Genomic DNA, 26,211 nt, shown 5'->3' on the forward strand with positions numbered 1-26,211 from the left:
AATAGAGAATTCTGTTTATCACCTGATTTAAATGTAGTATCAGCATTAAACTATTCACTATATGATAAATAAGATCTAATTTTACCTTTAATCATAGTCAATCATAGTTTCCTTAATTGCTTCCAAATATGAGAATCCATATTTCTCATCAGGTTCTAGATATGCACCCTCACTCCATTCATTCCAAGCGGTAATAAAAACAAATTCACTTTTTGATGTTTTACTTCTTTCTAATTGCTTTTTTAAATACTTTTTAAATTTAATTGGTGAAGCTCCAATATGTACAATTCCTTTCTTTCCCCATCTTGCCGTCGTGTCCCAGTCATTATAAGCTCCTAAAAAAGTTTTCACACCATTACTTGGTGTTTGATTTATTATTCTTGTCCAAACTTTGTCATAACTAATTCTGCACGGAATATTAAACACATCTTTACATAGCAGCCTTTTAAGATTATACCATTTTGCATAATCAATCTTATGAGCCTTTGCCAAAGCAAATGTTGGTTGATATTCAAATTGGGCATCAAACTTTTTTTCTCGTGAAAATTGAACATCTATCTCATGTTTTAAAGTTGTAACATAATACAATCCTTCCCATCCGTTTTCTAGAGCTAGTCTATCCCACAAATTCTTCATTGCATCCCAACAATCTATGTTGACTGCGTCATAAATAACTATCATTGGTTTTCCATTAACCTTTATATATCTATCGTCATTAAATAATTTTTTCAGATAATCAAAATGCTCAATCCAATCAGGCTCAGTACCATATTTCTGTTCAATCAGAATTGTTCGATTTTTCCTTGCAGTACTATTTGACCAGGAATGATTTGCCCAGGATACACAAAAAGGAATATCAATTTTATTATTATTCAACATATTACTAATAGGTTGTTCAAGCAACTGCTTTCCAGAGAACCAATAATGATAGTAACAAAATCCATATACACCATATTCCTTAGCGATTTTCGCTTGATTAATTTGGGCATCTATATCTAAAAGGTTATAATAATTATTATTAAGAGGAACTCTTGGCTGATTCTGCCCTTTAAAAAGTGGCTTAGCTTTTTTACAACTTACCCACTCCGTATGACCTTTCCCCCACCATTCGTTGTTTTCTGGTATTTCATGATATTGTGGTAAGTACATTGCTAATATATTTGTCATTTTACCCTCCAACATATTACATAATTAAATTAATATTTACATTCACCCATTGTTCTTCTTTTACCATCTATACAACCTCTAATTGCCATGTTTATTTTTTTTAATTTCTGATCCTCAAAACAAATAATTTTTATAATGAACTTATATAAATTTACTCCGATGTATTTTTTATGATTAGGGAATTTATTTTCTAAATATTTTTGATTTCTGAAAATGTAATAAGTTCTGTTAGGATTCGCAAAGGATGGGTGAACAGTTTTCCACAAAAACTTCCGCGGCTTCGAATTCCCAAATGTCTGAAAAAGTTTTGAATCATTTAATTTAATAATTTTCTTCCCAAGCATGTGAAACTGTAAACATATATCAATATCTATATGAGCTATGAACAATGATTCGTCAAATCCAGAAGTTAACATATAATCATTAATACACATCATACTTCCAGAAGTCATGGCCCAATTACATTCTTTATTCCAACCAGAAAGTTCAGTATAAGCTATCTTGGTTTCTCTTGTAATTTCATCTTTATAGATTGAAATTGCATTTGAAGCAACAATTGCGTAATGATCCCGTGAATTTTCAATAAAGTCAATTAAGCAAAATGCAGAATCCCCTTCAAAAAAAGAGTCTTGATCCATTGTTAGCACGTAATCAAAACCTTCTTTTGTTGCTATATCACAGCCTATTTTCAATGCTTTTGCCAGTCCTTTATTTCCATTCAAATTTATATATTCAACCTTCTGATGCAAGCATAGAAGATCTCGCATAGCTAGATTAATAGAATTTGAATTATCAATAACAAATAGTTTATCAATAAAGTTAATATAAGTATTGATGTTATCGTTCACATTAGTATCAGGGTTATAAAGAACTACAACTCCAGCATATTTATACAAAATCAAATCACTCCTACTTCTCCATATAAAAGTTTTGTAACGAGTAAGATGTTTGTTTGATATCGTACCCAGATTGAATATGCGTATCCAAACAATATTCATCATTTATAAAATTAGATTCTAATTCAGTACCCTAACTATTATTATATTATCCATTTATAAAACTCATTCTATACTAATCTTTAAATAAAAATCTTCTAACAACTTTACTTGGTCCTTAACATCATAATTTGCTTTTTTTATTTTTTCAAATGTACTTTTACGTATATTGGAGTCTCTAGAGGTGATTACTTCCTTAGCCCAATACTCTGGATTCTCTTTTAGTGAAATGAACTTCACTAAATCTGTAATTCCTACTTCACTAGGTACTACATCTGAAATCACACATGGTAACCCAGCAGCTTGAGCTTCAATTACAACAATGCCTAGTCCTTCATATATAGAAGGAAAAGCAAAAACATCAATAGCTTGTAAAAGTTGAGGGATATCACTACGAACACCTAACAAAACCACACTATTCTGTAACCCGAGTTTTATAATTTTTCGCTCAATAGTATATCTCAGATCGCCATCTCCAATAAGTAAAAGAACGGTATTAGGATGTTTAGTATTTAGCGACTTGAACATATCTAATAAAAACTCATGATTTTTTTGCTCATGAAATCTTCCAATATGACCAACAACAAATTTGTCAACAAGCTCTAATTCTTTTCGATACCTATCTCTGGTTGATTGGTCAAAAGTGAATTTTTTTGCATCTATTGCATTATTCATTACTTCAAATTTTTTCTTTCCATACAACCACTCACCTGCATCTATGCTACATGCAAATCTATAGTGGGATATCTTTCTCAAGGGAAGTTGTAGTAAGTTTTTAATAGTTGCTATTATTCCCTTTCCAGATGAAGTATTATGACTATGAATTATTGTTATAATACCTCTTTTTTTAGCCATTGATAAAAAAACACTTGCTGTACTCCTAATGTGGGAATGAATAATTTGATAATCTTTATATGTATCAAAAAAGACATTCCAGCTTTTTATGTACTCCCTAATATTTTTCCCTTTAAATTTTGGTATAGAATAAATAGTTCCACCTAATGCTTCAATTTCATCATCATAATAGCCCTTGTCTTCACTATGAACTATAAAATCAAATTGAATCTTTTCCCTATCAATATTTCGATAGACATTCATAATAAATGTCTCAGCACCACCGCAGTTCATTATCCCAAACACATGGAGAATTCGTACAGGGGAATTATGGACATTCATTTTATATGTTCTCCTTATACCAATTTACCGCCAATTCAATACCGGAGTTAAAATCAAACTCCGGATCATATCCTAAAAGTCTCTTTGCTTTAGATATATCAGCATTTGAATGTTTAACATCACCAGCTCGGTCAGGCCCAAAATTAGGTTGAATACTCTTCCCTAATAATTCAGATAGCTTATTGTACAAATCTATCAAGAACACTCTACCACCAAATGCGATATTATATACCTCACCAGCAGCCTCCTTAGGAGCAAGCATTCCCTTTAAGTTTGCTTCTATCACGTTCTCAATATAAGTGAAATCTCTTGATTGTCCACCATCTCCATTTATAGTAGAGATTTCATCATTTAAAAGTGCTTTAACGAATTTAGGAATAACCGCTGCATAATAACCATGAGGATCTTGTCTTCTACCGAAGACATTAAAGTATCTAAATCCTACTGTTTCCAGCCCATATATCTGAGTGTACAATCTTCCATACTCTTCACCAACTTTTTTGGTAAGTGCATAAGGAGACAATACTTTCCCTACTCTATCTTCGACCTTAGGAAGATTGGGTTCGTCACCGTAAACTGAGGAGCTTGAAGCGTAAACGAATTTCTTCACCTCATTTTGTCTCGCAGCTTCCATCATATTTAAAGTGCCTTTAATGTTAATTTCCTCATAAAGAAGTGGCATTTCAATACTTCTTGGCACACTTCCCCACGATGCTTGGTGTGTAACATAATTCACTTCTTTACAAGCTTGCATACAAGTATCAAGATCTCTAATATCCCCTTCAAATAGTTCAAATAAGGGGTTTTCTAAGAATGGAGCTATATTTTCTCTTTTTCCTGTAGAGAAATTATCCAAGCATCTTACAGAGTACCCCATTTCTAAAATAGCCTCACACAAATTAGAGCCAATAAATCCTGCTCCGCCTGTAACTAAAAATTTACTATTTATAGGAAACTCTAATCGTTTATAGCTCATTCTTATAATCTCCAATATCTATAATTTGATTTTTCTGTTTCTCCTCGATCTAATATTGCTTTAACATCAATAATTATTTTTTTGTTATTATCTACTTTCTTAAAAAGGATATCCAAATCATTTAAGTTCATATTCAAAAACTCTTTATGAGATACTGCTAAAATAATTACATCCAGATTATTGATTTTTTTAATATCAGAGAAGGTCACTCCATATTCATGTTCTGCTTCTACAATATCAGCTACAGGATCATAAATAAGTGGTTCTATCTTGTATTCTCTTAACTCATTAATAATATCAATTACCTTGCTGTTTCTAGTATCTGGACAGTCTTCTTTAAATGTAAATCCTAATACCGCAACTTTTGCATCGTGAATGGAAAGGTCTGCCTGAATAAGATTTTTAACAACATTCTCAGCCACATATTTCCCCATCCCATCATTTATTCTTCTTCCAGAAAGAATGATTTGTGAGTGATATCCGACTTCTTCTGCCTTATATGTTAGATAATATGGATCTACACCTATACAGTGTCCACCTACTAGCCCAGGCTTGAAGTCTAAGAAGTTCCATTTAGTCCTTGCCGCTTTCAACACTGACTGAGTATCAATCCCCAATTTATTGAAAATAATCGATAGTTCATTCATAAATGCGATATTTATATCTCTTTGAGAGTTTTCTATTACTTTTGCAGCCTCGGCAACCTTGATGCTCTCTGCTTGATATACTCCTGCAGTTATGACCATGCTATATATCTTTGAAATCTGTTCTAATGATTCTCCGTCCATTCCCGCTACAACTTTTACAATTGTTTCAAGCCTATGTAATTTATCTCCAGGGTTAATTCTTTCTGGAGAATAGCCTACTTTAAAGTCTACTCCACATTTCAACCCCGAGTATTCTTCTAGAATCGGAACACAAATATCCTCAGTAACCCCTGGAAAAACTGTGGATTCAAAAACAATAATCGAATTTGCAGTCAGATTTCTTCCTAAAGTCTTACTCGCAGATATAATTGGTGTGAGATCAGGTGTCTTATCTTTATTTATGGGTGTAGGAACTGCAACTATATGAAACTTAGCATCCTGTAAGTGAATTTCCTCAGATGTAAAGTAAGCTGTAGTATTTTGTATTTCTTCATTACCTACTTCTTTGGTAACGTCATTGCCCCTGTTGTACTCTTCTACTTTGCTCTTAGAAATATCAAAACCAATAACGTCAGCCGCTTTGGCAAAGGCAATTGCTAAAGGCATTCCTACATACCCTAGCCCGATAATAGATATTTTTTGTTCCTTTCTGGATATCTGTTCATAAAGATTCGTCATGGTCTTCCTCCAAAACTTTATTTATTTTAAATCTCCAAAATATTCATAATACTGTTATTAACCTTATTAACTTCATACTTCTCTTTACATATTTCAAGGCTTTTTCCAGCTTTTCTTATAAGATCATCATTATTTTCTATAAGAAATATCATTGCTTCCACTATACTATTAACATCTTTAACCGGGACCAAAAATCCGTTCACACCATGAACCACTGTTTCCCTGCACCCAGGAGCATCGGTGGTAATAATGGCCCTTCCCATAGCCATAGCTTCTAGAACAGTTCTTGGCGTACCTTCTCTATAAGATGGTAATACAAATACTGAAGCCGCTTCTATGAACGGCCTAACATCCTTAGCCTCACCCAAATAATCAACAATTTTTGAATCAATAAAGGGTTGTATGGCCTCATAGCTTAATGAATTAGGGTTAGTATCAAAAGGTCCCACTAATGAAAAATTAATTTGAGGATAAGATTGCTTTACGATTTCAGCAGCCCTTAGATATTCTGTTACACCCTTATCTTTAATAATTCTGCATATCATTAAAAAACTCGTCTCCTGAGGCAAAGGTACAGCACTAAAATAGTCCATATTCACGCCAGAGCCATTAATAAGAGCAGTTTTACTTTTATCAACTAATTTTTGTGATACGAATTCATTTAAGTCATCCGGATTTTGAAACAGCACTCTTTTACAACTCTTCAAAGCAACTTTGTACAGAGTCTTACTAATGCTTCTAATGATTGCTGCTTTCTTCCCACGAGCTGTAAAGACATACCCCAGCCCGGTAAGCATAGCATGAATATTTTTGACACCTGCCAATCGGGCAGCAATTGATCCAAAAATAACAGGTTTAATAGTATAACTAAAAACCAAGTCTGGTCTTTCGGATTTAATAAATTTATAAATTTTAAATATTAATGTAAGATCATTTAAAGGATTGGTCCCTGTTCTTACAAGTGGAAGTTGAGCGAATCTAGCTCCTAATTCTGCTAATTGCTCTTCATATCCGCTTTCAGGTCCTACTGCTATAACTTCATATCCCTTGGCAACCATTGCCTTGATTAAATCTCCACGGAAGTTTAAAAGCGATGGAGTATAACCAGAAATCATTATAATTTTCATTGCAATACCAATTTAAAGGTCTCTTTAATTACTGAGACAACCCTTTTAATATCATCATCGGTCATTCCTGTACCTGAAGGGAGACAAATCCCCGTCTCAAATAATTCATCAGATATAGAATTCTTATGGCTAAAGAACTCATAATCTTTAAAAAGTGGCTGCAAATGCATAGGCTTCCAAACAGGCCGAGCTTCAATATTTTCCTTTTCAATTTCATTAAGAATATGATCTCTTAAGTTGCTTTCATTTGTTGTTAAATTCAATACTGTCAACCAATTGTTCGGCTCATATCCTGTTAAACTAGGCATAAATTCCACTGGATAATTAGTTAACAATTCCTTGTATCTTGTATTAACCAGTTTTCTTTTTTCCACTATATTGTCCAACTCTAATAGTTGCCCCCGCCCAATCCCAGCACAAATATTAGACATCCGGTAATTGTATCCTACCTCTTTATGCTCATAATGCTTCGCAGGCTCTCTAGACTGTGTAGCCCAGAAACGCATCTTCTTAATAGCCTCTTCATCATTAGAAACGATCATCCCACCGCCAGAGGTAGTGATGATCTTGTTCCCGTTAAATGAAAAGATACCAATGTGACCAAATGAACCACATTTTTCCCCTTTGTAGGAAGCCCCAAGAGCTTCTGCTGCATCTTCAATGACAGGTACACCATAGCGCTCACAGATCGGAAGTAATGCATCATAATCTGCACTTTGTCCATACAAATCAACTATAATAACTGCCTTCGGCATTTTATTTTCTTTTTTGGCCCACTCGAATGCTTTCTCTAAAGCTATGGGTGACATGTTCCAAGTTTCCGGTTCGGAATCAATGAATACTGGATTTGCATACTGGTAAAGAATCGGATTACAGCTTCCTGCGAAAGTTAAATCTGAACAGAATACATAATCACCAGGACCTACACCAAAGTATTTCAGTGCCAGGTGAATTCCTGCTGTACCTGATGACAAGGCTAGCCCATGCTCCATGCCAACATAGTCGCAAATTTCTTCTTCGAACTTATCAACGTTAGTACCTAAAGGGGCAATCCAGTTACTATCGAATGCCTCCTGTATGTATTTCATTTCATTTCCACTCATATGTGGAGGTGACAAATAAATACGCTCCTGCATTACGATTCATCTCCAAAGCATTTTTTTATTTGTGCTGGTACACCTGCTACCATTACACAATCAGGAATATCATTAATTACTACAGCGCCAGCGGCAACAATCACATTGGAGCCTATAGTGATATTATTTACAATCTTCGAACCTACACCTAGCCAAGAGAAATCATTAATTGTAACTGTTCCGCTAATATTGGTGCCTGGAGAAATATGCACCCCATTTCCTATCACACAATCATGATCAATCGAACTTGAAGTATTAAGGATGCATCCCTTTGCGATCCTAGCGTTTGCATTGACCACAACACCCGCGAGAACTACAGTACCGGACTCAATTTCACAGAATTCACTTAATATGCTGGAGGGATGAATTATTACAGGGATTTTGTAGCCTGCTTGTTCAAGTGTAGTCAGCCAAGTCAACCTATTGTGATTATTCCCGATGGCAACGATCGCATTAGAATATGTCTCTTTATGGTTAGGATAAGTATCGAAACCTCCAATAACAGGAATCCCTATTACCCTATTAAGAGTACTATCATTGTCCAAAAAAGCTATCTCATCCCATAGACCAGTACGCATAGCTGTTTCTGCGACAACCTTACCATGTCCTCCAGCCCCCAAGATCAATAAGTTTCCCAATGAAATCACCTGGCCTTGATAGAATAATCAGCTTTCAATTGTCTTGCCACCAGTAAAGACTGGCATTGTATCTGTCTGAGAGTTGTTAACCCCTTCGCTAATCAAAACATTCTTAACCGTCTTCCAGAAAATTTTCATATCGAGCTTTAAATTAATATGATCAACATACCAAACATCATAATCGAACTTTTCTTCCCAGCTGATTGTGTTTCTTCCATTCACTTGAGCCCACCCTGATATTCCTGGTGTAACTTCATGTCTACGATTTTGTTCAGGTGTATAATATTCAAGATATTTGACTAACAGAGGCCGCGGTCCTATAAAGCTCATATCCCCTTTAAGAATGTTAAACAATTGAGGCAGTTCGTCAATGCTTGTCTTACGCAAAAAAGAACCTACCTTGGTCATTCTTTGAATATCGGGCAAAAGTTCCCCCTGCGCATCCGTCTCTAGAGACATTGTCCTAAACTTGTAAACCGTAAAGATTTTGCAGTTCTTTCCGGGGCGTTTTTGCTTAAATAAAGCAGGCCCCTTAGAGCTAATCTTCACAGCTATAATTGCTGCTATCATAAAGGGCGAACTGAGTACAATAAGCACACATGCAATGAGCCAATCAACAACCCTTTTTACTACTAAGTATGGCCTCATTCACTATCAACCTCTGTTTTCAGATATTGAAAATAGCGGATGTTAACCCGCCATTTTCTTGACAATGTCTCTTCTTTGTTAAAGCTATTTCATCGCCTATTATTTCCCCATACCCTCAGCTATAGCTCTTCCATTATCCAGGTCAGCCTCAAAGGCCGCTCTATACTGAGCAATAATAGCCGTGCTATATCCATTACTGTTTAGTTTTTGTTCAGCGTCAGCGATTATACTGTTAAATGAGGCTTTAAAAGAAGCTAGTTGCTCTAACCCTTTGGCCTTAATACTTTGCTTGGTTGCAGCATCTGTAGCACCCACATATTCAAAGGCAATTCCTAACAATGTAGATGTACTCTGCGATTTTAGCGCGCTCAGCTTCGCTTCTGTCTCACTAGTTATACTCTCGTAAGAAACCTTACCGGACCCTGTTCCTGCCGATCCTGAACCGCCTGCTGCTCCACCTGGTTCAGCAACAGGGGTTGCTGCTGGTACCGGTGTCGGGCTTGCAGATGGACTAATTCCCTTGTCGGTTGGTTTCGCCGAAGCCGTATTTTCTTCGTAGTTCTTGGAATTTGCTGTAATGGTCTTTGTTTTCGGATTCCAGCTAATGGAATTTCCTACAGATTCCGATAAGAATCTTAGGGGGACATAGATCGAGCCATTCAGCAGATAGCTGGACTGGCCTTGGGGCAATGCCTTAGTACTCCCGTTAAATACATAACTTGCCTTAACGTTGTTCAGCGTAATATTCTTGGCTGTAAAAGAAGGACTGAAAGTCGCATTCATCAGGTATTCCTTAATGACTACCATCTCTGAGCTGCTTGGCTCGGCTACGGTTACCTTCAGGTTCTTGGCATCCCAGTTTACGCTCTTCTGCAGGGCATATGACATGAAGCGTAAAGGAACATAAGTGGTGTTATTGTACATGAACACATGTTGTCCGGCTGGCGGCTGTAGGGCTACACCATCGAATAGCATGGTTACATCTACATTCTGTACTTTGATAGCATTGGACGCCTTGAGAGACGCTGCTGTTGCAGTGGCTACAGGAGTAGCTGCCGCTACGGTGGTAACTGGGGCCGATGCTGTCAGGGGCTCACAGCCCATTAAGGCTACGCTCAGAAGTGCTGCTGCTGGAATCTTGATCTTGAACATGCCTATTCACTTCCTTTTTCTTGGGCTTTAAGCTTTTCTTCTTCAGCCAGGATCTGATCCCGGGTCTTGCCTTGGCTAACGCCGTACTTCTTGGCAATCTGAGCTAATTCGTTATATTGCTCCTCTGAGACCTTGCCGAGGATGATGCTGCGGGCTTCCCGCTTCTCTTCATTGGTAAGTCCGCCTTGGGCTAACTCTTGCAATCTCTTGATATCTGAGACACCGAGCTGCTTAGCTAGGATTGCTGCCACATTCGCTTTATCTGTGATCGTTACGTTCTCTTGAACTTCCTTGGCCTTATCCGTTGAAATATGGGCTAATCCATCCACAGGTGTTGGAGCAGGAGTGCTTGCAGGCTTGCCAGTACTTACCGGCTTGTCCGTGCTGGCGGCATTACCGGATGCAGGTGTACTAGCTGGTGCAGCGCTTGAAGCCGGATCAGCGGAAGCTGCTGGCTCCGCAGACGGGTCGCTATCTGCTACCACAGGCTCAATCACTTGTCCCTGAGGAACACTAGGCGTATTGCCAGCTTCCACATCGAAGCCGCCAGCCATAGAATTCATCAGCTTGTCGACAGCATAATTGGCTGCGAATAGTCCGCCAACCCCTAACACCACGATGACCGACAGCGTCCAGATCAATACTTTTTTCCATCTTTTCACTTCAGGTACCTCCACATCTCTAATTAGCTAATGGCTGCCTGGATCACTGGCTGCATCGGTACGATCTGGTTAATCACTTCGCGGATGGCTTCTGCATCTTCGGTGATCACCCGTTCTAACCGTTTGAATTCCAGCTCCATCTGGCTCCGGGTGATGACATTAGGTCTGCCGATGAAGATCCGGTCATGCTGAGTGGAACCCAGGTTCTCCTCATCGGTCAGCAGTTCTTCATACAGCTTCTCGCCTTCACGGACGCCTGAGAAGGTGATGTCGATGTCCTTGTAAGGCTCGTAACCCGACAGTGTTATAAGGTCCTCCGCAAGCGTCAGGATCTTAACCGGTTCACCCATATCCAGAACAAAGACTTCTCCGCCATTCGCGAAGGAACCGGACTGGATCACCAGTTGAACAGCCTCAGGAATAGTCATGAAGTAACGGACCATCTCGGGATGCGTTACGGTGACAGGCCCACCGGCTGCAATCTGCTGCTTGAAGGCGGGAATGACGCTGCCCCGGCTGCCTAGTACGTTACCGAAGCGTACCGCAGAGAACTTGGTAGGACTTGTTACATTAAGACTCTGCACATACATCTCGGCAATCCGCTTCGTAGCCCCCATGACGCTGGTCGGGTTCACGGCCTTGTCGGAAGAGATCATTACGAAGCGCTCTGCACCATACATGTCAGCACAGTCGGCTACATTGCGGGTCCCGAAGACATTATTCTTGATGGCCTCGGAAGGGTTGCGCTCCATCAGAGGAACGTGCTTATGTGCTGCTGCATGAAAGACCACCTGCGGCTTGTAGCTCTGGAATACATCCATTAACCGGGTGCGGTCCTGAATATCAGCAATTACGGTCACGATCTCCAGGTAAGGGAAGCTCTTGCGCAGCTCCATCTCAATCGTATAGATACTATTCTCGCCGTGTCCCAGAATCAGCAGCTTGTCCGGTGCAAAAGGGGATATCTGGCGGCATAGCTCTGATCCGATCGAACCGCCTGCGCCCGTAACCAGTACGGTCTTGTTATGAACATAGCCCAGAATACTGTTCATGTCTGCAACAATCGGCTCACGGCCCAGAAGGTCTTCTACGCTGACATCGCGGAGCTTCTTGACAGAGATCTTGCCAGCGATCAGGTCATTCAGTGCCGGAATAATCTTCAGCTTCGCACCTGTAGCCTTGGCCAGATTAATAATCTCGGATATTTGGGTTCTGGAGACTGAGGGCATCGCGATAATAATCTCGTGAATCTCCTTCTCCTTCACAATCCGCGGAATATCATAACGGTTACCCAGTACAGGTACACCCAGTATGGACATGTGATATTTATCTGCGCTGTCATCGATGAATCCAACCAGCCGGGTGCCCGCGAAGGAAGGTCCCGTCAGTTCTTTGGCAATCAGGATTCCGCAATCTCCGGCTCCGACAATAAGCGTATGAAGCTCCGTATTCTTATTGTTGCTCCGGTCACTGCGGAAGACTCTCCAGAAAAAACGTACGCCCCCCACCAGCAGCAGAACCGTCTCCATCGCCCGGACTTCTATGCTGAATGGCACGCGCTCAGGCAGGATTATATAAGCGGCAGCGTAAGATAACACTGCTCCTACTACAATAGCTTTGAGAACCGATATAATCTCGTTAATACTGGCATATTGCCACATTCTGCGGTAGAGTCCGAAGTAGACCAGGCTTCCCCCGATGGCTACCGTGGAGATTACGCCGAACACGATCATCTGTACTACATATTCCGGCGGAATCTCATTGTAGAACCGGAACAGGTAGGACGTCACGATGCTGAACCATATGATCGCAATATCGATCATGAATAATACCAACACTCTGGTTTTCGCTGTCATTTTCAGTGCCTCCAAAAATAACATTTTATCTATTAAACAATTCAATTGCCGTAGTAGTAATAATAGTAGCCTTCACTGGCCTTGCGCTTCACATTGTTAAGGACCACGCCCAGCATCTTGGCCCCGACCCGGTCCAGATTGGCCTTCGCCTTAGCTGCAATATCGCGCTTCACCTTACCGTAGCTGACCACCATAATTACGCCATCACTCTTGGAGGCAACAATCTGTGCATCTGTAACGGCCAATAGCGGCGGAGTATCAATCAGAATCACATCATATAATTGACGCAGCTCCTGCAGCACCGCACTCATCCGGTTGGAGGCCATCATCTCAGCGGGATTCGGAGGAATCGGGCCGGATGTCATCAGATACAGGTTGTTCACACCGGATTCCTGAATCACATCGGACAGATTCGCCTGCTGCGAGAGCAAGGAGGACAACCCATACCGGTTACTCAGTGTAAAAGTCTTATGTGCTGTAGGCTTACGCAAGTCACCGTCGATCAGCAGCACCTTCTTATCCGCTTGCGCGTACGCAGCGGCCAGGTTAGCAGTAACGGTTGATTTCCCTTCCTCCGGTCCGGAAGAAGTGACCATAATAATCTGGATCTGTTCATCTACAGAGGAGAAATCTATGTTCGTGCGCAGTGCCCGAAAGGCTTCGGATACCGGCGAACGCGGGTTGGTCACGGTGATCAGATGACGTTGTTTATTTGGCTGCTGTGACATGCTCTAGTTCCCCCGCCTTTCTGCTCTGTGTCTGAGCCTGCTGCCCGGTGGTCTTGGTCTCTTCCTGCCCCAGCCGGGTAATCATAGCTATAGTCGGAAGTCCCAGGTATTTCTTAATGTCGTCTTCTGTCTTCAGCGTATCATCGAGATACTCCAGCAGGAAGGCGATCCCCAGACCAATCATTAGGGATACGATAAAAGCAATGGCGAGGTTCATGACCACATTCGGCTCTACCGGTCCGGGTGCAACTGGCGGATTAAGCTTGGCTTCGTTGAGGATGGACACATTCTGTACGTTGAACAAGGACGGAATCTCCTGCTTGAATACAAGTGATATGGCATTCACGATCTCTGCGGCTCTCTGGTATGAATTATCTCGAACGACAAGTGTCATCACCTGCGTATTATTTACAGAACTCACGTTAACCTTCTTCAGCATTTCCTCTGCCGTAATCCCGAACTGCGGGTAGTTCTTAGCCACAACATCGAGGATCGCCGGAGTCTTGATAATTTCCTTGTACGTATTGATCAGCTGAATGTTGGTATTGATCTGATTCAGATCCAGCTGTGCTGCCGTAGCTTGGGTAGGCGTCTGATTAACAATGATCTTCGTTGAAGCTTCATAGACCGGATTCTTGATATATAAGCTGTAGATCCCGGCAAGAACACAAGCCACGATAACAATGCTGATAATCATCCACAGTCTCTTCCTGACAATCTGGAAATAATCGCGCAAATCCAATTCTTGTGCTGACAAGTGCATTTCCCTCCAAGCTGTAAATTCTTATACCCTATATCCTAAAAAAGTGCCTCCTCTCTATACGACGAGAGGAGGCTCTCCACAATACTATTTACTTACTTGAAGTTGATTGTACGGTAGATAATTACTGCAGCTTCAGCACGTGTAGCTGTGTTGTTAGGGTTAAACTTGCCGGCGTTGCCGATCACCAGGTTGTTGCTGGCAGCGAAGGCTACTCCGTCTTTCAGGGAAGCAGCGATCTTGCCTGCATCGGAGAATTTGCTGAGGGAGCTGACATTCGTTGCAGCTTCCGGCTTCTGCGACTTCACGGCACGGGCAATCATCGTTGCCATCTCAGCACGGGTAATCGTTGCATTAGGATCGAACTGGGCTGCACTGCGTCCAGTAATGATTCCCTTCTCAGCAGCAACAGCTACGTAAGGAGCATACCAGGCAGTGGAGCTAACATCGCCGAAGCTCTGCTTCGCGGAGTTGTTCTCCAGGTTCAGTGCGCGGATCAGCATCTTGGCAAATTCTGCACGGGTCACATTGTTCTTCGGAGCAAAGTTGCCGTTGCCTACGCCTTCAATAGCGCCCTTGGCTGCTACGACTGAGATCTGTCTTCCAGCCCAAGCCTGAACACTGGCAACATCCTTGAAGCTGACTTTGTTCTCCAGTACAGCGTAGGAAGAGAAGCCGTCACGCGGTTCAGTGATGTGATCACCATCTACAACACCGCCCTGGAATTGCAGTGCCCCGTATACTACCTTTGCTACGGACAGCAGTTCACGGTCAAGGCCTTCTGTATTCTTAAGCGGCAGCTTGATAATGATTGGCTGCTGGAAGGTTGTTGTAGCAACGCCGCCTACAGTCAGTTCGAAATCATACACGCTTGATGCCAGCTTCAGGCTGGACACAGAGGTTACGGTTGTATCTGCTACGGTGGAAGCGGTCAGTGTAACAGCTTCACTGAACTGTCCTACCGGAATCGTTACGGTCAAGCCGTTGAAGGTAATTGCAATGTTGGCAATGCCTTTCGCCTTGGCTGCTTCAATGATTGCTTTGGACAATGGCACTTCTACGGTTGCCGCGTTCACTGTACCCAGGTTCAGGGTAAGCGTAAGACCTGTCTTACCGGCATTAGCTGCAACCAGTGCATCAAAGGCTTTCAGCACATCAGCGTCCACCAGCTTCAGGGTTGCTTTGTCGCCTACAATCGTTACCAGCTTGGATACATCGTATACACCTGGTGTAGCTGTAGGGTTGGTAACTGGAGCAGTTACTGTGCCGCCACCACCGCCGCCATTTCCGCCATTGTTGCCGCCAGGGGTTCCAGGCTCGGTAGTTCCGCCATCAGTCGGGTAAGCTCTCAGATAAGCAAAAGCAAGTGCCTTCAATGCAGGCGTAGTTGTTGGAACTGTATCCTTCAGGTTCTTCAGACTGAGCTTAATATCAGCAGGAGTAATATTCAGGTTGTATACTACTTGACTTACTGTTAGTCCACCCTCAACTGTGTTATGGTTCAGAACTTTGGTGATGGCTTCATCCAGCAATGCATTGAAAGCCTCATTAGTGCTGGAAGCATTCGCAAGCAGGTTCACCAATTCGGCACCGGACTTATTGCTGATCAATGTACGAAGTTCAGCTTCAACGCCTTTGTCGCCGAACAGGAATTCAGTGAAGTCTTCAGCTGTAAGATTCTTTACGCCAGCCTTAGCTGCAATTCTCTTCAGCAGATCCACGTTCTTCTCATCATAGCGGATCTCCTTAATTGCAGTGTAATCCTTGTCATATACATCGTAGACTACACTGGATACACTAGTGAATGCTTTATGGGCAGTTGCAAGATCTTCAGTCTCTAAGGCAAGCTTGTCCAGCACTGGCTTGAAGATCTGTTCGAAAGTAGCTGCGCTGATATTGCCTGCTGCCTGCTCATAATTAAGAAGATCTTGTCTCTCTTTTTCTGTAAGCTGAGCATAAATCTTCTCAACCTTCGCCTTCACATCTGCCTGCGATACTGCTGCTGCGGAAGCTGTACTCACTCCAAAATGTTCAGCCAGCCCCTTGCTGCTGAACGGGAATCCGGCAACGGATGCCGCTGCCATGCTTACTGCTAGTGTAGATACTGCTAGTTTTTTCTTCAAAGTCACTTGTCATCCACCTCTTGGTATGTATTTGTATTAATAATAGTGCAAGAATCCAGTAATACCCATTCTACCATTAATGACACAGAAGGTCACCCTTTGCGAGAAAAAAATCCGAACAATCTATGAAGTTTGCTGTTAGATTGAATAGAATTCACTCGATTAATCTCGTTATTTGCAAGGATGTCGCGCGCATTTTGTAGAAAAAAGTCGAATGATTCTTCTCCCAATTCCCGCCGCACCACTCCGTAAGCCTCGCTTAATCCAAAGGGACGGTGCACAGAATCATGCGCATCTGATGCAATAATATGCACGGCATGCTGGCGGCATAATTCGAGCGACAGCTTCTGCAGCTTACTCCCGAATACGCCGGCCATACTCTGTGCGGTAACCTGCCCCAGGGCACCAAGCTCTATTAACCGCAGCAGCTTGGACGGATCGGCAGCAACCTCCGCATTGCGCTCCGGGTGGGCGATAATCGGCACCATGCCCTGGATGACCAGCTCATGGCAGGTCTCCTCCATCGTGCGGGGCACCCGCGAAGAGGGCATCTCCAGCAAAATATACCGGGAACCGGCAAGCGTCAGCAGTTGTCCGCGCTCCAGATCATCGAGCAGTTCTCCGTAGATCCGGATCTCCTGCCCCGGCAACACGACCAGCGGATTGCCTGCCTCCTGCAGCTTCGCGTTCAGCACCCGCACCGCCGCTTCAATCTCCGGAGCCGGATTCATATAGACTCCGTTCGCATGGTGGGGGGTAGCCACTACAGTTGTAATACCATCGTTATGGGCGTCAAGCGCCATGGCGAGAGCGGCGTCGTAATCAGCGGCTCCGTCATCCATGAAGGGTAGAATGTGGCTATGGATATCTATCATATGTTGTTTATCGGTCCTTTCGTAGAGGATATGTATAGTTTTCGCAAAAAAATACAACCATTTCACTAGGAAATGATTGCCAAATTTTAAAACAATATCATTTATGCTTCCAGTCGGAACAGCCGGACGGCCGCCTCTGCAAGTCTCTCATCGACTTCCTTAATTACTGCCTCTTGCTGACTACGGTTGCGCATATCGAGCAGTCTATCAATCTCTTGACGGAGCTGCTCAATCTCACATTCTACCGTCTGACGCTTGTAGACAGCCAGCATCTCTGCTACTGAATATTTATGCTGATAGATCAGCTTGGTGCCGCCCGGTCTCACTTCCGAGATCCGGCGCACCGAGCCGCCTTCATAGTAGTACATCATTGTAAGATCCTTATAAATCCGGTTTACGGTCCCCGTGCCCTTATACATGAAGAATAGTTTGCGGACTGCATTAATCAGATGAGGATTCACCACCCTGCAGGACAAGGAACCCATATAGATGCCGCCTTTGCGTTCAAAAGACAGATGGACCTCCTCGCCTCCGGCCTCCTCCAGCACAATCTCCTGTTCGCCCGCGCCTAGTACCTTCACACGGTGACTGATATAGCTGGTATCAGCGGTCAGCAGAAACTGGTTCAGCTGAAATTCGGTCATTTGCATCGTTGCATTCACATATTCCATCGCCAGACGCTGAGCCATAAACATCCCTCAATTCTTAATGACAAACCCTTAAGTCTCGGAAGGCGCTTCGTGCTGCGGTTCATCCCCGGAATCCTGATCATCCGGTTCTGCCGGAAGCTCTTCTTCGGTGGGTAGAGTATGTCTATCTATAAGTTCCCATAATTCGTCTTTGCCAAGTCCAATCTCTGATGAATACGCAATGAAGCTGTCTCCCGGCAGCACACCGAGCTCCTGCTTCATTACCTTGATATGCTTCGGCCAGCGGGTCTTCGGAATTTTGTCCGCTTTGGTAGCCACTACGCAGAGCGGCAGATCGTAGTGCTTCAGCCAGTCAAACATCATCTTGTCATTGGCTGTCGGCGGATGGCGCAGATCCACTACAAGCAGGACCATCTTCAGCGTCTCGCGCTCCGCCATGTACTTCTCGACCATTTTGCCCCAGGAGGCGCGCTGTGTCTTCGAGACCTTGGCGTAGCCATACCCCGGAAAGTCAACGAAATACATGCTCTCATTCACAAGATAATAGTTCATATGCTGCGTCTTGCCCGGCGTAGAACTGGTGCGGGCCAGATTCTTGCGGTTAATCATCCGGTTGATCAGAGAGGACTTCCCTACATTGGAGCGCCCTGCCAGAGCAATCTCCGGCAAGGCATCCACTGGGTATTGGTCAGGGCCTACGGCACTGATAATAAATTCTGCGTTGTTAACTTTCATAAGACTTCCTTTCTAATGCACACTACTGGGCGCTTCAATGCTTATTTCTGTATCTGAATCTGAGCCGGTGTTAACTTCTTCTGCATGGTCTACGAGCGCGTGCTTCAGCACCTGGTCCATATGGGATACCGGCACGAACTCGACATCATTACGGACACTCTCAGGAATATCCTTGAGGTCGCGTTCATTATCCTTCGGCATAAGAATCTTCTTGTAGCCTGCACGGTGGGCGGCCAGGGACTTCTCCTTCAGGCCTCCGATCGGCAATACGCGTCCGCGCAGCGTGATCTCGCCGGTCATGGCCACATGCTTGGAGACATAACGCTTGGTGAGCGCGGAGATCAGCGCCGTAGCGATTGTAATCCCTGCGGACGGGCCGTCCTTGGGAATCGCACCTTCGGGAATATGGATGTGAATATCGTTCTTCTCGTGAAAATCAGGGGCAAGCCCCAGCTCCTCCGCCTTCGAGCGGGTATAGCTGAAGGCGGCCTGCGCCGACTCCTTCATTACATCGCCGAGCTGTCCGGTCAGCGTCAGCTTCCCGGTGCCCTGAACCACCGTGACTTCAATCAGCAGCGTATCGCCGCCAACCTCTGTCCAGGCCAGCCCGGTAACGGTACCGATCTGATCCTCCAGCTCAGCCATTCCATAACGGAACTTGGAGGCTCCCAAATAATCCTTGATCTCCTCCGGAAGAATGCTGACGCGTTCCTTCTCTTCCGAGACAATCTGCTTCGCCGCCTTGCGGCAGAGGGCAGCAATCTGCTGCTCCAGATTCCGCACCCCGGATTCACGGGTGTACTCGCGGACAATCTTCAGCAGCGTATCGTCTCCGATGGACAGCTGCTCTTCCGCAAGGCCATGGCTCTTGCGCTGCTTCGGCAGCAGATAACGGCTGGCAATCTGCAGCTTCTCCAGCTCCGTATAGCCGGGAATGAACAGCATCTCCATCCGGTCCAGCAGCGGACGCGGAATGTTGTGCACGGCATTCGCCGTAGTGACGAACATGACGTTCGACAGGTCGAACGGCAGCTCTACGAAGTGATCGCTGAACGTATTGTTCTGTTCCGGGTCCAGCACCTCCAGCAGGGCCGCCGACGGATCGCCGCGGAAGTCCGCTGCCATCTTGTCGATCTCATCCAGCAGGAAGACCGGGTTGATGCTGCCTGCCGTCTTCATCCCCTGGATGATCCGGCCCGGCATTGCGCCGACATACGTACGGCGGTGACCCCGGATCTCGGCTTCATCCCGCACGCCGCCCAGCGAGATGCGGACGAACTTGCGGTTCAGGGAGCGGGCGATGGAGCGGGCGAGCGAGGTTTTGCCGACACCCGGAGGACCTACCAGACACAGGATCGGCCCCTTCAGACCCTTGACCAGCTTCTGCACGGCCAGGTATTCCAGTACCCGTTCCTTCGGCTTCTCCAGACCGTAGTGGTCTGCGTCCAGCACCTCTTCCGCCTTGCGGATATCCAGATCATCTTCCGTGGCTTCACTCCAGGGCAGACCGAGCAGCCAATCCACGTAGTTGCGGATGACGCTGCCTTCGGCCGAGCTTGCCGGCATTTTCTCCAGACGGTCGATCTCCTTCAGGATCTTCTCCTGCACCCGTTCCGGCAGATTCTTCTCTTCCATCTGGGTGCGCAGCTCATCGGCTTCACCGGCCCGGCCTTCCTTCTCGCCAAGCTCCTTCTGGATCGCTTTCATCTGCTCGCGCAGGTAATATTCCTTCTGTGTCTTCTCCATCTGCTTCTTCACACGCTGGCTGATCTTGCGTTCCAGCTCCAGCACTTCGCGCTCATTATTGAGGATATCGAGCAGCTTCTCCAGACGTTTGCTGACGTCAATGGTCTCCAGGATCTCCTGTTTGTCCTTGATCTTCAGCGCCAGATGACTGGTGATGACATCCGCCAGCCGCCCAGGCTCCTCGATATCGGAGACCGCAGCAAGTGTCTCTGGAGTTACTTTTTTGGATAAAGTGATGTAGTGTTCAAACTGGCTCAGTACGCTGCGCATCAGGGCATCGCTCTCCTGGTCCACATCCTCCTGCTCCGGCAGCTCACGCGCCATCACCTCGTAGTACTCCTCGTTGTCCGTATAATGAATGATCTCAGCCCGCTCTACGCCTTCCACCAGCACACGGATCGTACCATTGGGAAGCTTCAGCATCTGCCGCACATTCGCCACTGTACCCACGCGGAATATATCCTCTTGCCCCGGCTCCTCAATATTAACTTCCGATTGGGAGCAGAGGAGAATAAGATTATCTTCAACCATAGCTTTCTCTAGTGCCCGGACGGACTTCTCACGGCCTACATCCAGATGCAGAACCATACTGGGATATACAAGAAGACCTCTAAGCGGTAATAAAGGAAAACGACGACCTTTGGATTTATTTTGTATCATCGCTTTCGCACCTCCCATGGTTCATAAGTAGTGTCATATGCATTCATTCTAACAAAAGCCGCATGAAAACACCAACAACCCGTGTCCGCAATTGGCGTTATTGGCACGCTCACCCATCGGTATGTAGTATTCGCCGAACATTCGTGTCCTATGCCGCTGCTGCTCCCCCTCCTAATGCGCCAAAAAAAATCCCCCGGCAGCTGCCCGCCAGGGGATTCTACTATGTGTCTGTCTTACCCGGGCAGACTCTCGCCCGAAGCATCCGCCTTCAGCAGTGAAGGCGCTGAAGAGAAGGTCTCGCCGGATACGGCAGGCATTCTGATGTCTGCCGTGTCGGTGCCGAACAGGTGGCGGAAGACTTCCTCCACCGTGTCCACCGGGATCACCCGCAGCGCGCCGAGATCGGCGAACAGTGACTGCCAGTTCTCCTTCGGAATCAGCACAGTCGTTGCTCCCGCCTGGAAGGCAGCCTCCACCTTGGCGACTACGCCGCCGACCGGCTTCACCCGGCCATGGATGCCGACCTCGCCGGTGATCGCCACCGTGTTGTCCACCGGCAGCTGCCGGATGGCAGAGACGATGGCCACCGCCATGGCCACCCCGGCGGACGGGCCGTCAATCGGCGTCCCGCCGGGGAAGTTAATGTGCAGGTCATACTTGTCCGGCTCCAGCTTCATGGAGCGCAGGACGGTCAGCACATTCTCAATCGAGCCCCGGGCCATACTCTTGCGCCGCACAGTCCGCGAGCCTCCGCGTGTCTCCTCTTCATCGACTACCCCGGTGATATTCAGCCTGCCCGGCCCGTTAAGGGCTGGCGCGGCTGAGACCTCAATCTCCAGCAGTGTGCCCATGCCGGGCCCGTAGACGGCAAGGCCGTTGACCAGTCCGACCTGTGGGGCGGATGGTATCTTACGCTCCGTCCGCAGCGGCAACTGGCTGCTGCTGGCGACCCATTCCACTTCCGCAGCGCTCAGCGTATCCCGGCCTTCGGTCAAGGCAAGGCCCGCAGCCAGCTGAATCATATTCACCGCCTCGCGGCCGTTCGTAGCGTACTGCTGCACGACCTCGACCGCTTCGGGGCTTGGCTTCAGCCCGATCTTCTGGACGGCATCCCGTCCGATCACGGCAATCTCCTCCGGCAGCAGCGGACGGAAATAAATCTCCATGCAGCGCGAACGCAGCGCCGGCGAGATCTCGTCCGGCGACCGTGTCGTGGCTCCGACCAGCCGGAAATCGGCAGGCAGGCCATTTTGGAAAATATCATGAATATACGCTGGTGTATTGCTGTCTTCCGAGTTGTAATAGGCGCTCTCCAGCAGCACCTTGCGGTCCTCCAGCACCTTCAGCAGCTTATTCATCTGAATAGGATGCAGCTCGCCAATCTCATCGAGGAACAGAATGCCGCCATGCGCCTTGGTTACTGCGCCCGGCTTCGGCTGCGGGACTCCGGCCACCCCCATAGCCCCCGCACCCTGATAGATCGGATCATGCACGGAGCCGATCAGCGGATCGGCAATGCCGCGCTCGTCGAAGCGCGCCGTAGTGGCGTCGATCTCGGTGAATTTGGCATCGCGTTTGAATGGCGATAACGCATTCTTCTTCGCTTCTTCCATAACTACCCGCGCCGCTGCCGTCTTGCCTACACCCGGCGGCCCGTAGATAATAACATGCTGCGGATTGGCACTGCATAACGCGGCCTTCAAGGCGCGCAGCCCATCCTTCTGTCCGACGATATCGTCGATGGAGGCGGGGCGTGTCTTTTCCGAGAGCGGCTTGGTCAGTGAGATCATCCGCATCTTCCGCAGCTTGTCCAGCTCCTTGCGTGATTCCCGGTCCACCGCTGTCTTATTGGTCTTCTGTCCCCGCAGCAGATTCCAAAAATAAACGCCGATGACCAGCGCGAAAAAGAGCTGCACGACCATCAGCAATATACTTAGTTCCATAGGTCACCCTCCTGTATCCTTCCGTCTGCCTATTCTGTATTCAGCTTCTACTAGGTAGTATAGCCGTTTCAAACATTCGTAAACTCCCGCAGCAAAAAAACCGAATCCCATTCTCCTTCCTTGCCGATAGATTGCATAGGATCACCTCATACGGAAAGACTATACGGGATGATGGGAGGCGAATGAACATGACACAGCTGGAGAACGCAGGCTCGCCGCAGGAGAAACTGCCGGACTCTCTGTCCGCTTTTATAGAGGGAATACAAGTCCGTCTGGGCACAAGTACAGATATCATCTACCGATTCATTACACTCGGACCCTCGTCTGTAGTGGTTGTATATATTGAAGGAATGGCTGATCCGCAGGCTCTGATGAAGGCCATTCATGAAGACGCGGGCCAGTTCAATGAGTTCAGTGAACCGCAGCCGGAGCGCTGCCTGAAGCTGCTGCAAGACAGAACGCTCTCCCTCGGCAAGGTTGGAGGGATTACTAATTATACAGAGGTAGAGACGGAGCTGCTGGCTGGTAACTCGGTCATCTATATCGATGGAAGCACGCATGCGTTATCTGCCGGTACAGAAGCGCTGAAGCAGCGTTCAGTGGAAGACGCGGTATCCCAATCTGTAGTAAGAGGGCCGCGTGAAGGCTTCACCGAATCCCTGCGGGAGAACACGGCGCTGATCCGCCGGCGTATCCAGAACCCCAAGCTGCGTATTGAAGAGCGAAGGCTCGGTGAACAGACACAGACCAATATAGCTGTGATGTATATAGAAGACAATGCCGACCCCGTCGTCTTGCAGGAGCTGCGCAGCCGGCTGGATAAGGCCAGACTGGACAGCGTGCTGGAGAGCAATTATATCGAGGAGGTCATTCAGGATAAGCATTACAGCCCTTTTCCTACCGTTTATAATACAGAGCGTCCCGATGTTACGGCTTCGGCACTGCTGGAAGGGCGTATCGCCATTCTCACCGAAGGCACTCCGTTCGTACTCGTAGTTCCTGCGCTGCTGGTCCAGTTCTTCCAGTCCAGTGAGGATTATTACCAGCGGAGTGATTTTGCCACTCTCGTCCGGATGCTTCGCTTCTTCTGCTTTGCCATCGCACTGTTGACTCCCTCCTTCTATATAGCGATCACTACCTTCCACCAGGAGATGATTCCGACCACCCTGCTGATCAGTCTGATCGGGCAGCGCGAGGGGATTCCTTTTCCGGCCTTCCTTGAAGCCTTCATCATGGAGATTACCTTCGAGATTCTGCGCGAGGCCGGCATCCGTCTGCCCAAGTCGATCGGCCAGTCGGTGTCCATCGTCGGAACGCTGGTGATTGGTCAAGCGGCGGTCGATGCAGGACTTGTCTCGGCGGCCATGGTTATTGTCGTATCCATTACAGCCATCGCCAATTTCACCTTGCCTGCCTTCAATGTGGGAATTTCCGTGCGGATGCTGCGGTTTGTCCTGATGGTTATTGCCGCTTCCTTCGGTCTATTCGGAATCATCATTGCCTTGATTATTCTGGGATTGCATCTGTGCAGCCTTGAATCTATGGGCATCCCTTACATGACCTCTTTTGCCCCCATGCGCCGGCAGAGCCAGAAAGATACGTTCATCCGCTTATCCCGGCGCACCATGAAGAAGTATTTTGGGCAGAATTAGCAGGGCGACATGAACTCTCTTCAACGAAAGGACTGCTGGCCATGTGGAGAAAATTCCTGTGTATCCTTCTGATCATCAGCCTTACCTTGCTCACCGGATGCTGGAGCCGCAAAGAGCTGAATGATCTGGCGCTCGTCATGGCACTCGGCATTGATCTCGATCCGGGCGGCTATGCCGTCACTGTTCAGGTGATGAATCCCGGGGAGGCGGGCAACCAGAAGGGAGGCAGCTCCGGGGGGGTGCCTGTGGTGACTTATCAGGCCATTGGCAGAACTGTTCCCGATGCGTTGCAGCGTATGTTGAGCATGACTCCGCGTATGCTGTATCTGGCCCACATCCGCGTGTTAGTCATCGGAGAGGCCTTGGCCCGCAGGGGAGTCAGCGATGTGCTGGATTTCACCTCTCGCAACCATGAGCTGCGTACGGATTTCTTCCTGCTGGTGGCGAAGGAATCCAGGGCCTCCAAGATACTGGAAATCATCACCCCATTCGAGCATATTCCGGCGAACTCCCTGTATTCTTCAATTCTGGTCTCGCATAAAAAATGGGCAGCCACCGGGAAAGTGACTCTCCAGCAGTTCATTACCGAGCTGGAGCGCGGCGGCTCCAACCCGGTGATGTCCGGTGTGCAACTGAATGGAGACAGGCAGAATGGAGGGTCCGTGAATAATGTGGATACGATCAGCCCGAAGACCATGATCGAGCATGCGGGAATCGCAGTGTTCAAAAAAGACAAGCTGGTTGGCTGGCTGGACGAACCTGGCAGCAAAACGGTCAATTATGTCCTGGATGAAGTAGACTCCACAGTTAGCAATGAACACAGTCCCGGAGGCGGACTTGCAGGCTTCATAATAACCCGTTCAGACAGCAATCTGGACGTCCGGCTAGATGCACAGGGCAAGCCTGAATTTACGGTAAGGCTAAATATTGAAGCCAATCTCACCACGATTCAAGGCAAGCTTAATCTGAATAATCCGGCCAGCATCGAAGATATTCAGAGGAATCTGGAGCAGGATTATGACCTCAGCCTCACGCAAAATATCCGGGAGGTCCAGCAGAAATACGGCGCTGACATCTTCGGGTTCGGCGAAGCCCTGCACCGGAAGTATCCCCGTCTGTGGCGAACGTACCGCGAGAATTGGGAGGACAGCTTCAGAACCGTCAAGGTAAAAGTACGCTCCAAGATAGTGATTCAGCGCATCGGTTCGATCATCCAACCCTTGAAACAGGAGATAGAGGAAAAATGACTTGGAATCTGATTCTGCTGTTCTTTCTGTTACTGGTATTGATCCTGAAGACACCTGCCGTAATTAGGCTACGTTCACTGCGGGATGCAGCCGCCTTCTATAGTCTCTGGAGTCTTACGGTTGCGGCAACCTTACTGGACATGGCAGACTTGCCTCAGTTCAGGCCGCTCGACTGGGTACGCAGTATCATGCAGCTTCTGTCCTGAAATAACTTTCATGAGCGAGGGAGTGAAC

General features: G+C 46.3%; 23 protein-coding genes. 3 read left to right on the forward strand and 20 right to left on the reverse strand.

Features of this window, described 5'->3' with window-relative positions; all coding sequences use genetic code 11:
* Positions 1–87: 87 nt before the first annotated feature.
* The 20 genes from NST26_RS25580 to lonB form a co-directional block, all read right to left on the reverse strand.
* The gene (locus NST26_RS25580; RefSeq protein WP_340980121.1) at positions 88–1,167 is read right to left on the reverse strand and encodes a glycosyltransferase WbsX family protein; all 1,080 of its coding nucleotides are present in this window, start codon (positions 1,165–1,167) and stop codon (positions 88–90) included.
* A gap of 29 nt (positions 1,168–1,196) precedes the next feature.
* Positions 1,197–2,063, reverse strand: coding sequence for a glycosyltransferase (locus NST26_RS25585; RefSeq protein ID WP_340980122.1), 867 nt, complete (start codon positions 2,061–2,063; stop codon positions 1,197–1,199).
* Positions 2,064–2,228: 165 nt separating this feature from the next.
* The gene (locus NST26_RS25590) at positions 2,229–3,338 is read right to left on the reverse strand and encodes a glycosyltransferase family 1 protein (protein WP_340980123.1); all 1,110 of its coding nucleotides are present in this window, start codon (positions 3,336–3,338) and stop codon (positions 2,229–2,231) included.
* A 1-nt stretch (position 3,339) separates the two neighbouring features.
* On the reverse strand, positions 3,340–4,314 hold the full coding sequence (locus NST26_RS25595; protein ID WP_340980125.1) for an SDR family oxidoreductase: 975 nt from the start codon (positions 4,312–4,314) through the stop codon (positions 3,340–3,342).
* 2 nt (positions 4,315–4,316) lie between these two features.
* A complete protein-coding gene (locus NST26_RS25600) occupies positions 4,317–5,639 on the reverse strand; it encodes a nucleotide sugar dehydrogenase (RefSeq protein WP_340980126.1) in 1,323 nt (440 codons plus the stop codon).
* 26 nt (positions 5,640–5,665) lie between these two features.
* Positions 5,666–6,766 carry a glycosyltransferase family 4 protein gene (locus NST26_RS25605; protein WP_340980127.1) on the reverse strand — a complete coding sequence of 367 codons (1,101 nt, stop codon included), beginning with the start codon at positions 6,764–6,766 and terminating at the stop codon, positions 5,666–5,668.
* Positions 6,763–7,902, reverse strand: a complete 1,140-nt coding sequence (locus NST26_RS25610; RefSeq protein ID WP_340980128.1) for a DegT/DnrJ/EryC1/StrS family aminotransferase — start codon at positions 7,900–7,902, stop codon at positions 6,763–6,765. Before NST26_RS25610 ends, NST26_RS25605 begins: the two co-directional genes overlap by 4 nt.
* The gene (locus NST26_RS25615; RefSeq protein ID WP_340980130.1) at positions 7,902–8,540 is read right to left on the reverse strand and encodes an acetyltransferase; all 639 of its coding nucleotides are present in this window, start codon (positions 8,538–8,540) and stop codon (positions 7,902–7,904) included. Before NST26_RS25615 ends, NST26_RS25610 begins: the two co-directional genes overlap by 1 nt.
* A 27-nt stretch (positions 8,541–8,567) precedes the next feature.
* A complete protein-coding gene (locus NST26_RS25620; RefSeq protein WP_340980131.1) occupies positions 8,568–9,188 on the reverse strand; it encodes a sugar transferase in 621 nt (206 codons plus the stop codon).
* A 99-nt stretch (positions 9,189–9,287) separates the two neighbouring features.
* On the reverse strand, positions 9,288–10,340 hold the full coding sequence (locus NST26_RS25625) for a stalk domain-containing protein (RefSeq protein ID WP_340980133.1): 1,053 nt from the start codon (positions 10,338–10,340) through the stop codon (positions 9,288–9,290).
* A gap of 2 nt (positions 10,341–10,342) precedes the next feature.
* On the reverse strand, positions 10,343–11,002 hold the full coding sequence (locus NST26_RS25630) for a hypothetical protein (RefSeq protein ID WP_340980135.1): 660 nt from the start codon (positions 11,000–11,002) through the stop codon (positions 10,343–10,345).
* Between the two features lie 23 nt (positions 11,003–11,025).
* Complete coding sequence (locus NST26_RS25635; protein WP_340980136.1) at positions 11,026–12,858, reverse strand: polysaccharide biosynthesis protein; 1,833 nt, start codon at positions 12,856–12,858, stop codon at positions 11,026–11,028.
* A gap of 41 nt (positions 12,859–12,899) precedes the next feature.
* Positions 12,900–13,586 carry a CpsD/CapB family tyrosine-protein kinase gene (locus NST26_RS25640; RefSeq protein ID WP_209876903.1) on the reverse strand — a complete coding sequence of 229 codons (687 nt, stop codon included), beginning with the start codon at positions 13,584–13,586 and terminating at the stop codon, positions 12,900–12,902.
* Positions 13,567–14,343 carry a YveK family protein gene (locus tag NST26_RS25645; RefSeq protein ID WP_083678063.1) on the reverse strand — a complete coding sequence of 259 codons (777 nt, stop codon included), beginning with the start codon at positions 14,341–14,343 and terminating at the stop codon, positions 13,567–13,569. The genes NST26_RS25640 and NST26_RS25645 overlap by 20 nt, the downstream gene beginning before the upstream one ends.
* A gap of 98 nt (positions 14,344–14,441) precedes the next feature.
* Positions 14,442–16,469 (reverse strand): S-layer homology domain-containing protein, encoded by a 2,028-nt coding sequence (locus tag NST26_RS25650; RefSeq protein ID WP_340980137.1) that lies wholly within the window; start codon positions 16,467–16,469, stop codon positions 14,442–14,444.
* Between the two features lie 92 nt (positions 16,470–16,561).
* Positions 16,562–17,344 carry a tyrosine-protein phosphatase gene (locus NST26_RS25655; RefSeq protein WP_340980138.1) on the reverse strand — a complete coding sequence of 261 codons (783 nt, stop codon included), beginning with the start codon at positions 17,342–17,344 and terminating at the stop codon, positions 16,562–16,564.
* Positions 17,345–17,445: 101 nt separating this feature from the next.
* On the reverse strand, positions 17,446–18,033 hold the full coding sequence (locus NST26_RS25660) for a non-ribosomal peptide synthetase module (RefSeq protein ID WP_340980139.1): 588 nt from the start codon (positions 18,031–18,033) through the stop codon (positions 17,446–17,448).
* A 30-nt stretch (positions 18,034–18,063) separates the two neighbouring features.
* Positions 18,064–18,729 (reverse strand): ribosome biogenesis GTP-binding protein YihA/YsxC, encoded by a 666-nt coding sequence (gene yihA / locus NST26_RS25665; protein WP_036726020.1) that lies wholly within the window; start codon positions 18,727–18,729, stop codon positions 18,064–18,066.
* Between the two features lie 12 nt (positions 18,730–18,741).
* Positions 18,742–21,135, reverse strand: coding sequence for an endopeptidase La (lon, locus tag NST26_RS25670; protein ID WP_339311338.1), 2,394 nt, complete (start codon positions 21,133–21,135; stop codon positions 18,742–18,744).
* 233 nt (positions 21,136–21,368) lie between these two features.
* Positions 21,369–23,078, reverse strand: a complete 1,710-nt coding sequence (gene lonB, locus NST26_RS25675; RefSeq protein ID WP_036726022.1) for an ATP-dependent protease LonB — start codon at positions 23,076–23,078, stop codon at positions 21,369–21,371.
* Positions 23,079–23,260: 182 nt separating this feature from the next.
* Here lonB and NST26_RS25680 point away from each other — a divergent pair, with 182 nt between their 5' ends.
* From NST26_RS25680 to NST26_RS25690, 3 genes are read left to right on the forward strand one after another with little or no spacing between them, the layout of a single operon-like run.
* Positions 23,261–24,730 (forward strand): spore germination protein, encoded by a 1,470-nt coding sequence (locus NST26_RS25680; RefSeq protein ID WP_445323343.1) that lies wholly within the window; start codon positions 23,261–23,263, stop codon positions 24,728–24,730.
* Positions 24,731–24,771: 41 nt separating this feature from the next.
* The gene (locus tag NST26_RS25685) at positions 24,772–25,977 is read left to right on the forward strand and encodes a Ger(x)C family spore germination protein (RefSeq protein WP_340980141.1); all 1,206 of its coding nucleotides are present in this window, start codon (positions 24,772–24,774) and stop codon (positions 25,975–25,977) included.
* Positions 25,974–26,183 (forward strand): hypothetical protein, encoded by a 210-nt coding sequence (locus NST26_RS25690; RefSeq protein WP_209876889.1) that lies wholly within the window; start codon positions 25,974–25,976, stop codon positions 26,181–26,183. Before NST26_RS25685 ends, NST26_RS25690 begins: the two co-directional genes overlap by 4 nt.
* Positions 26,184–26,211: the final 28 nt, after the last annotated feature.

The organism is Paenibacillus sp. FSL R7-0128, from assembly GCF_038002245.1.
In the GTDB taxonomy this organism is placed as follows: Bacteria; Bacillota; Bacilli; order Paenibacillales; family Paenibacillaceae; genus Paenibacillus_AQ; species Paenibacillus_AQ silagei.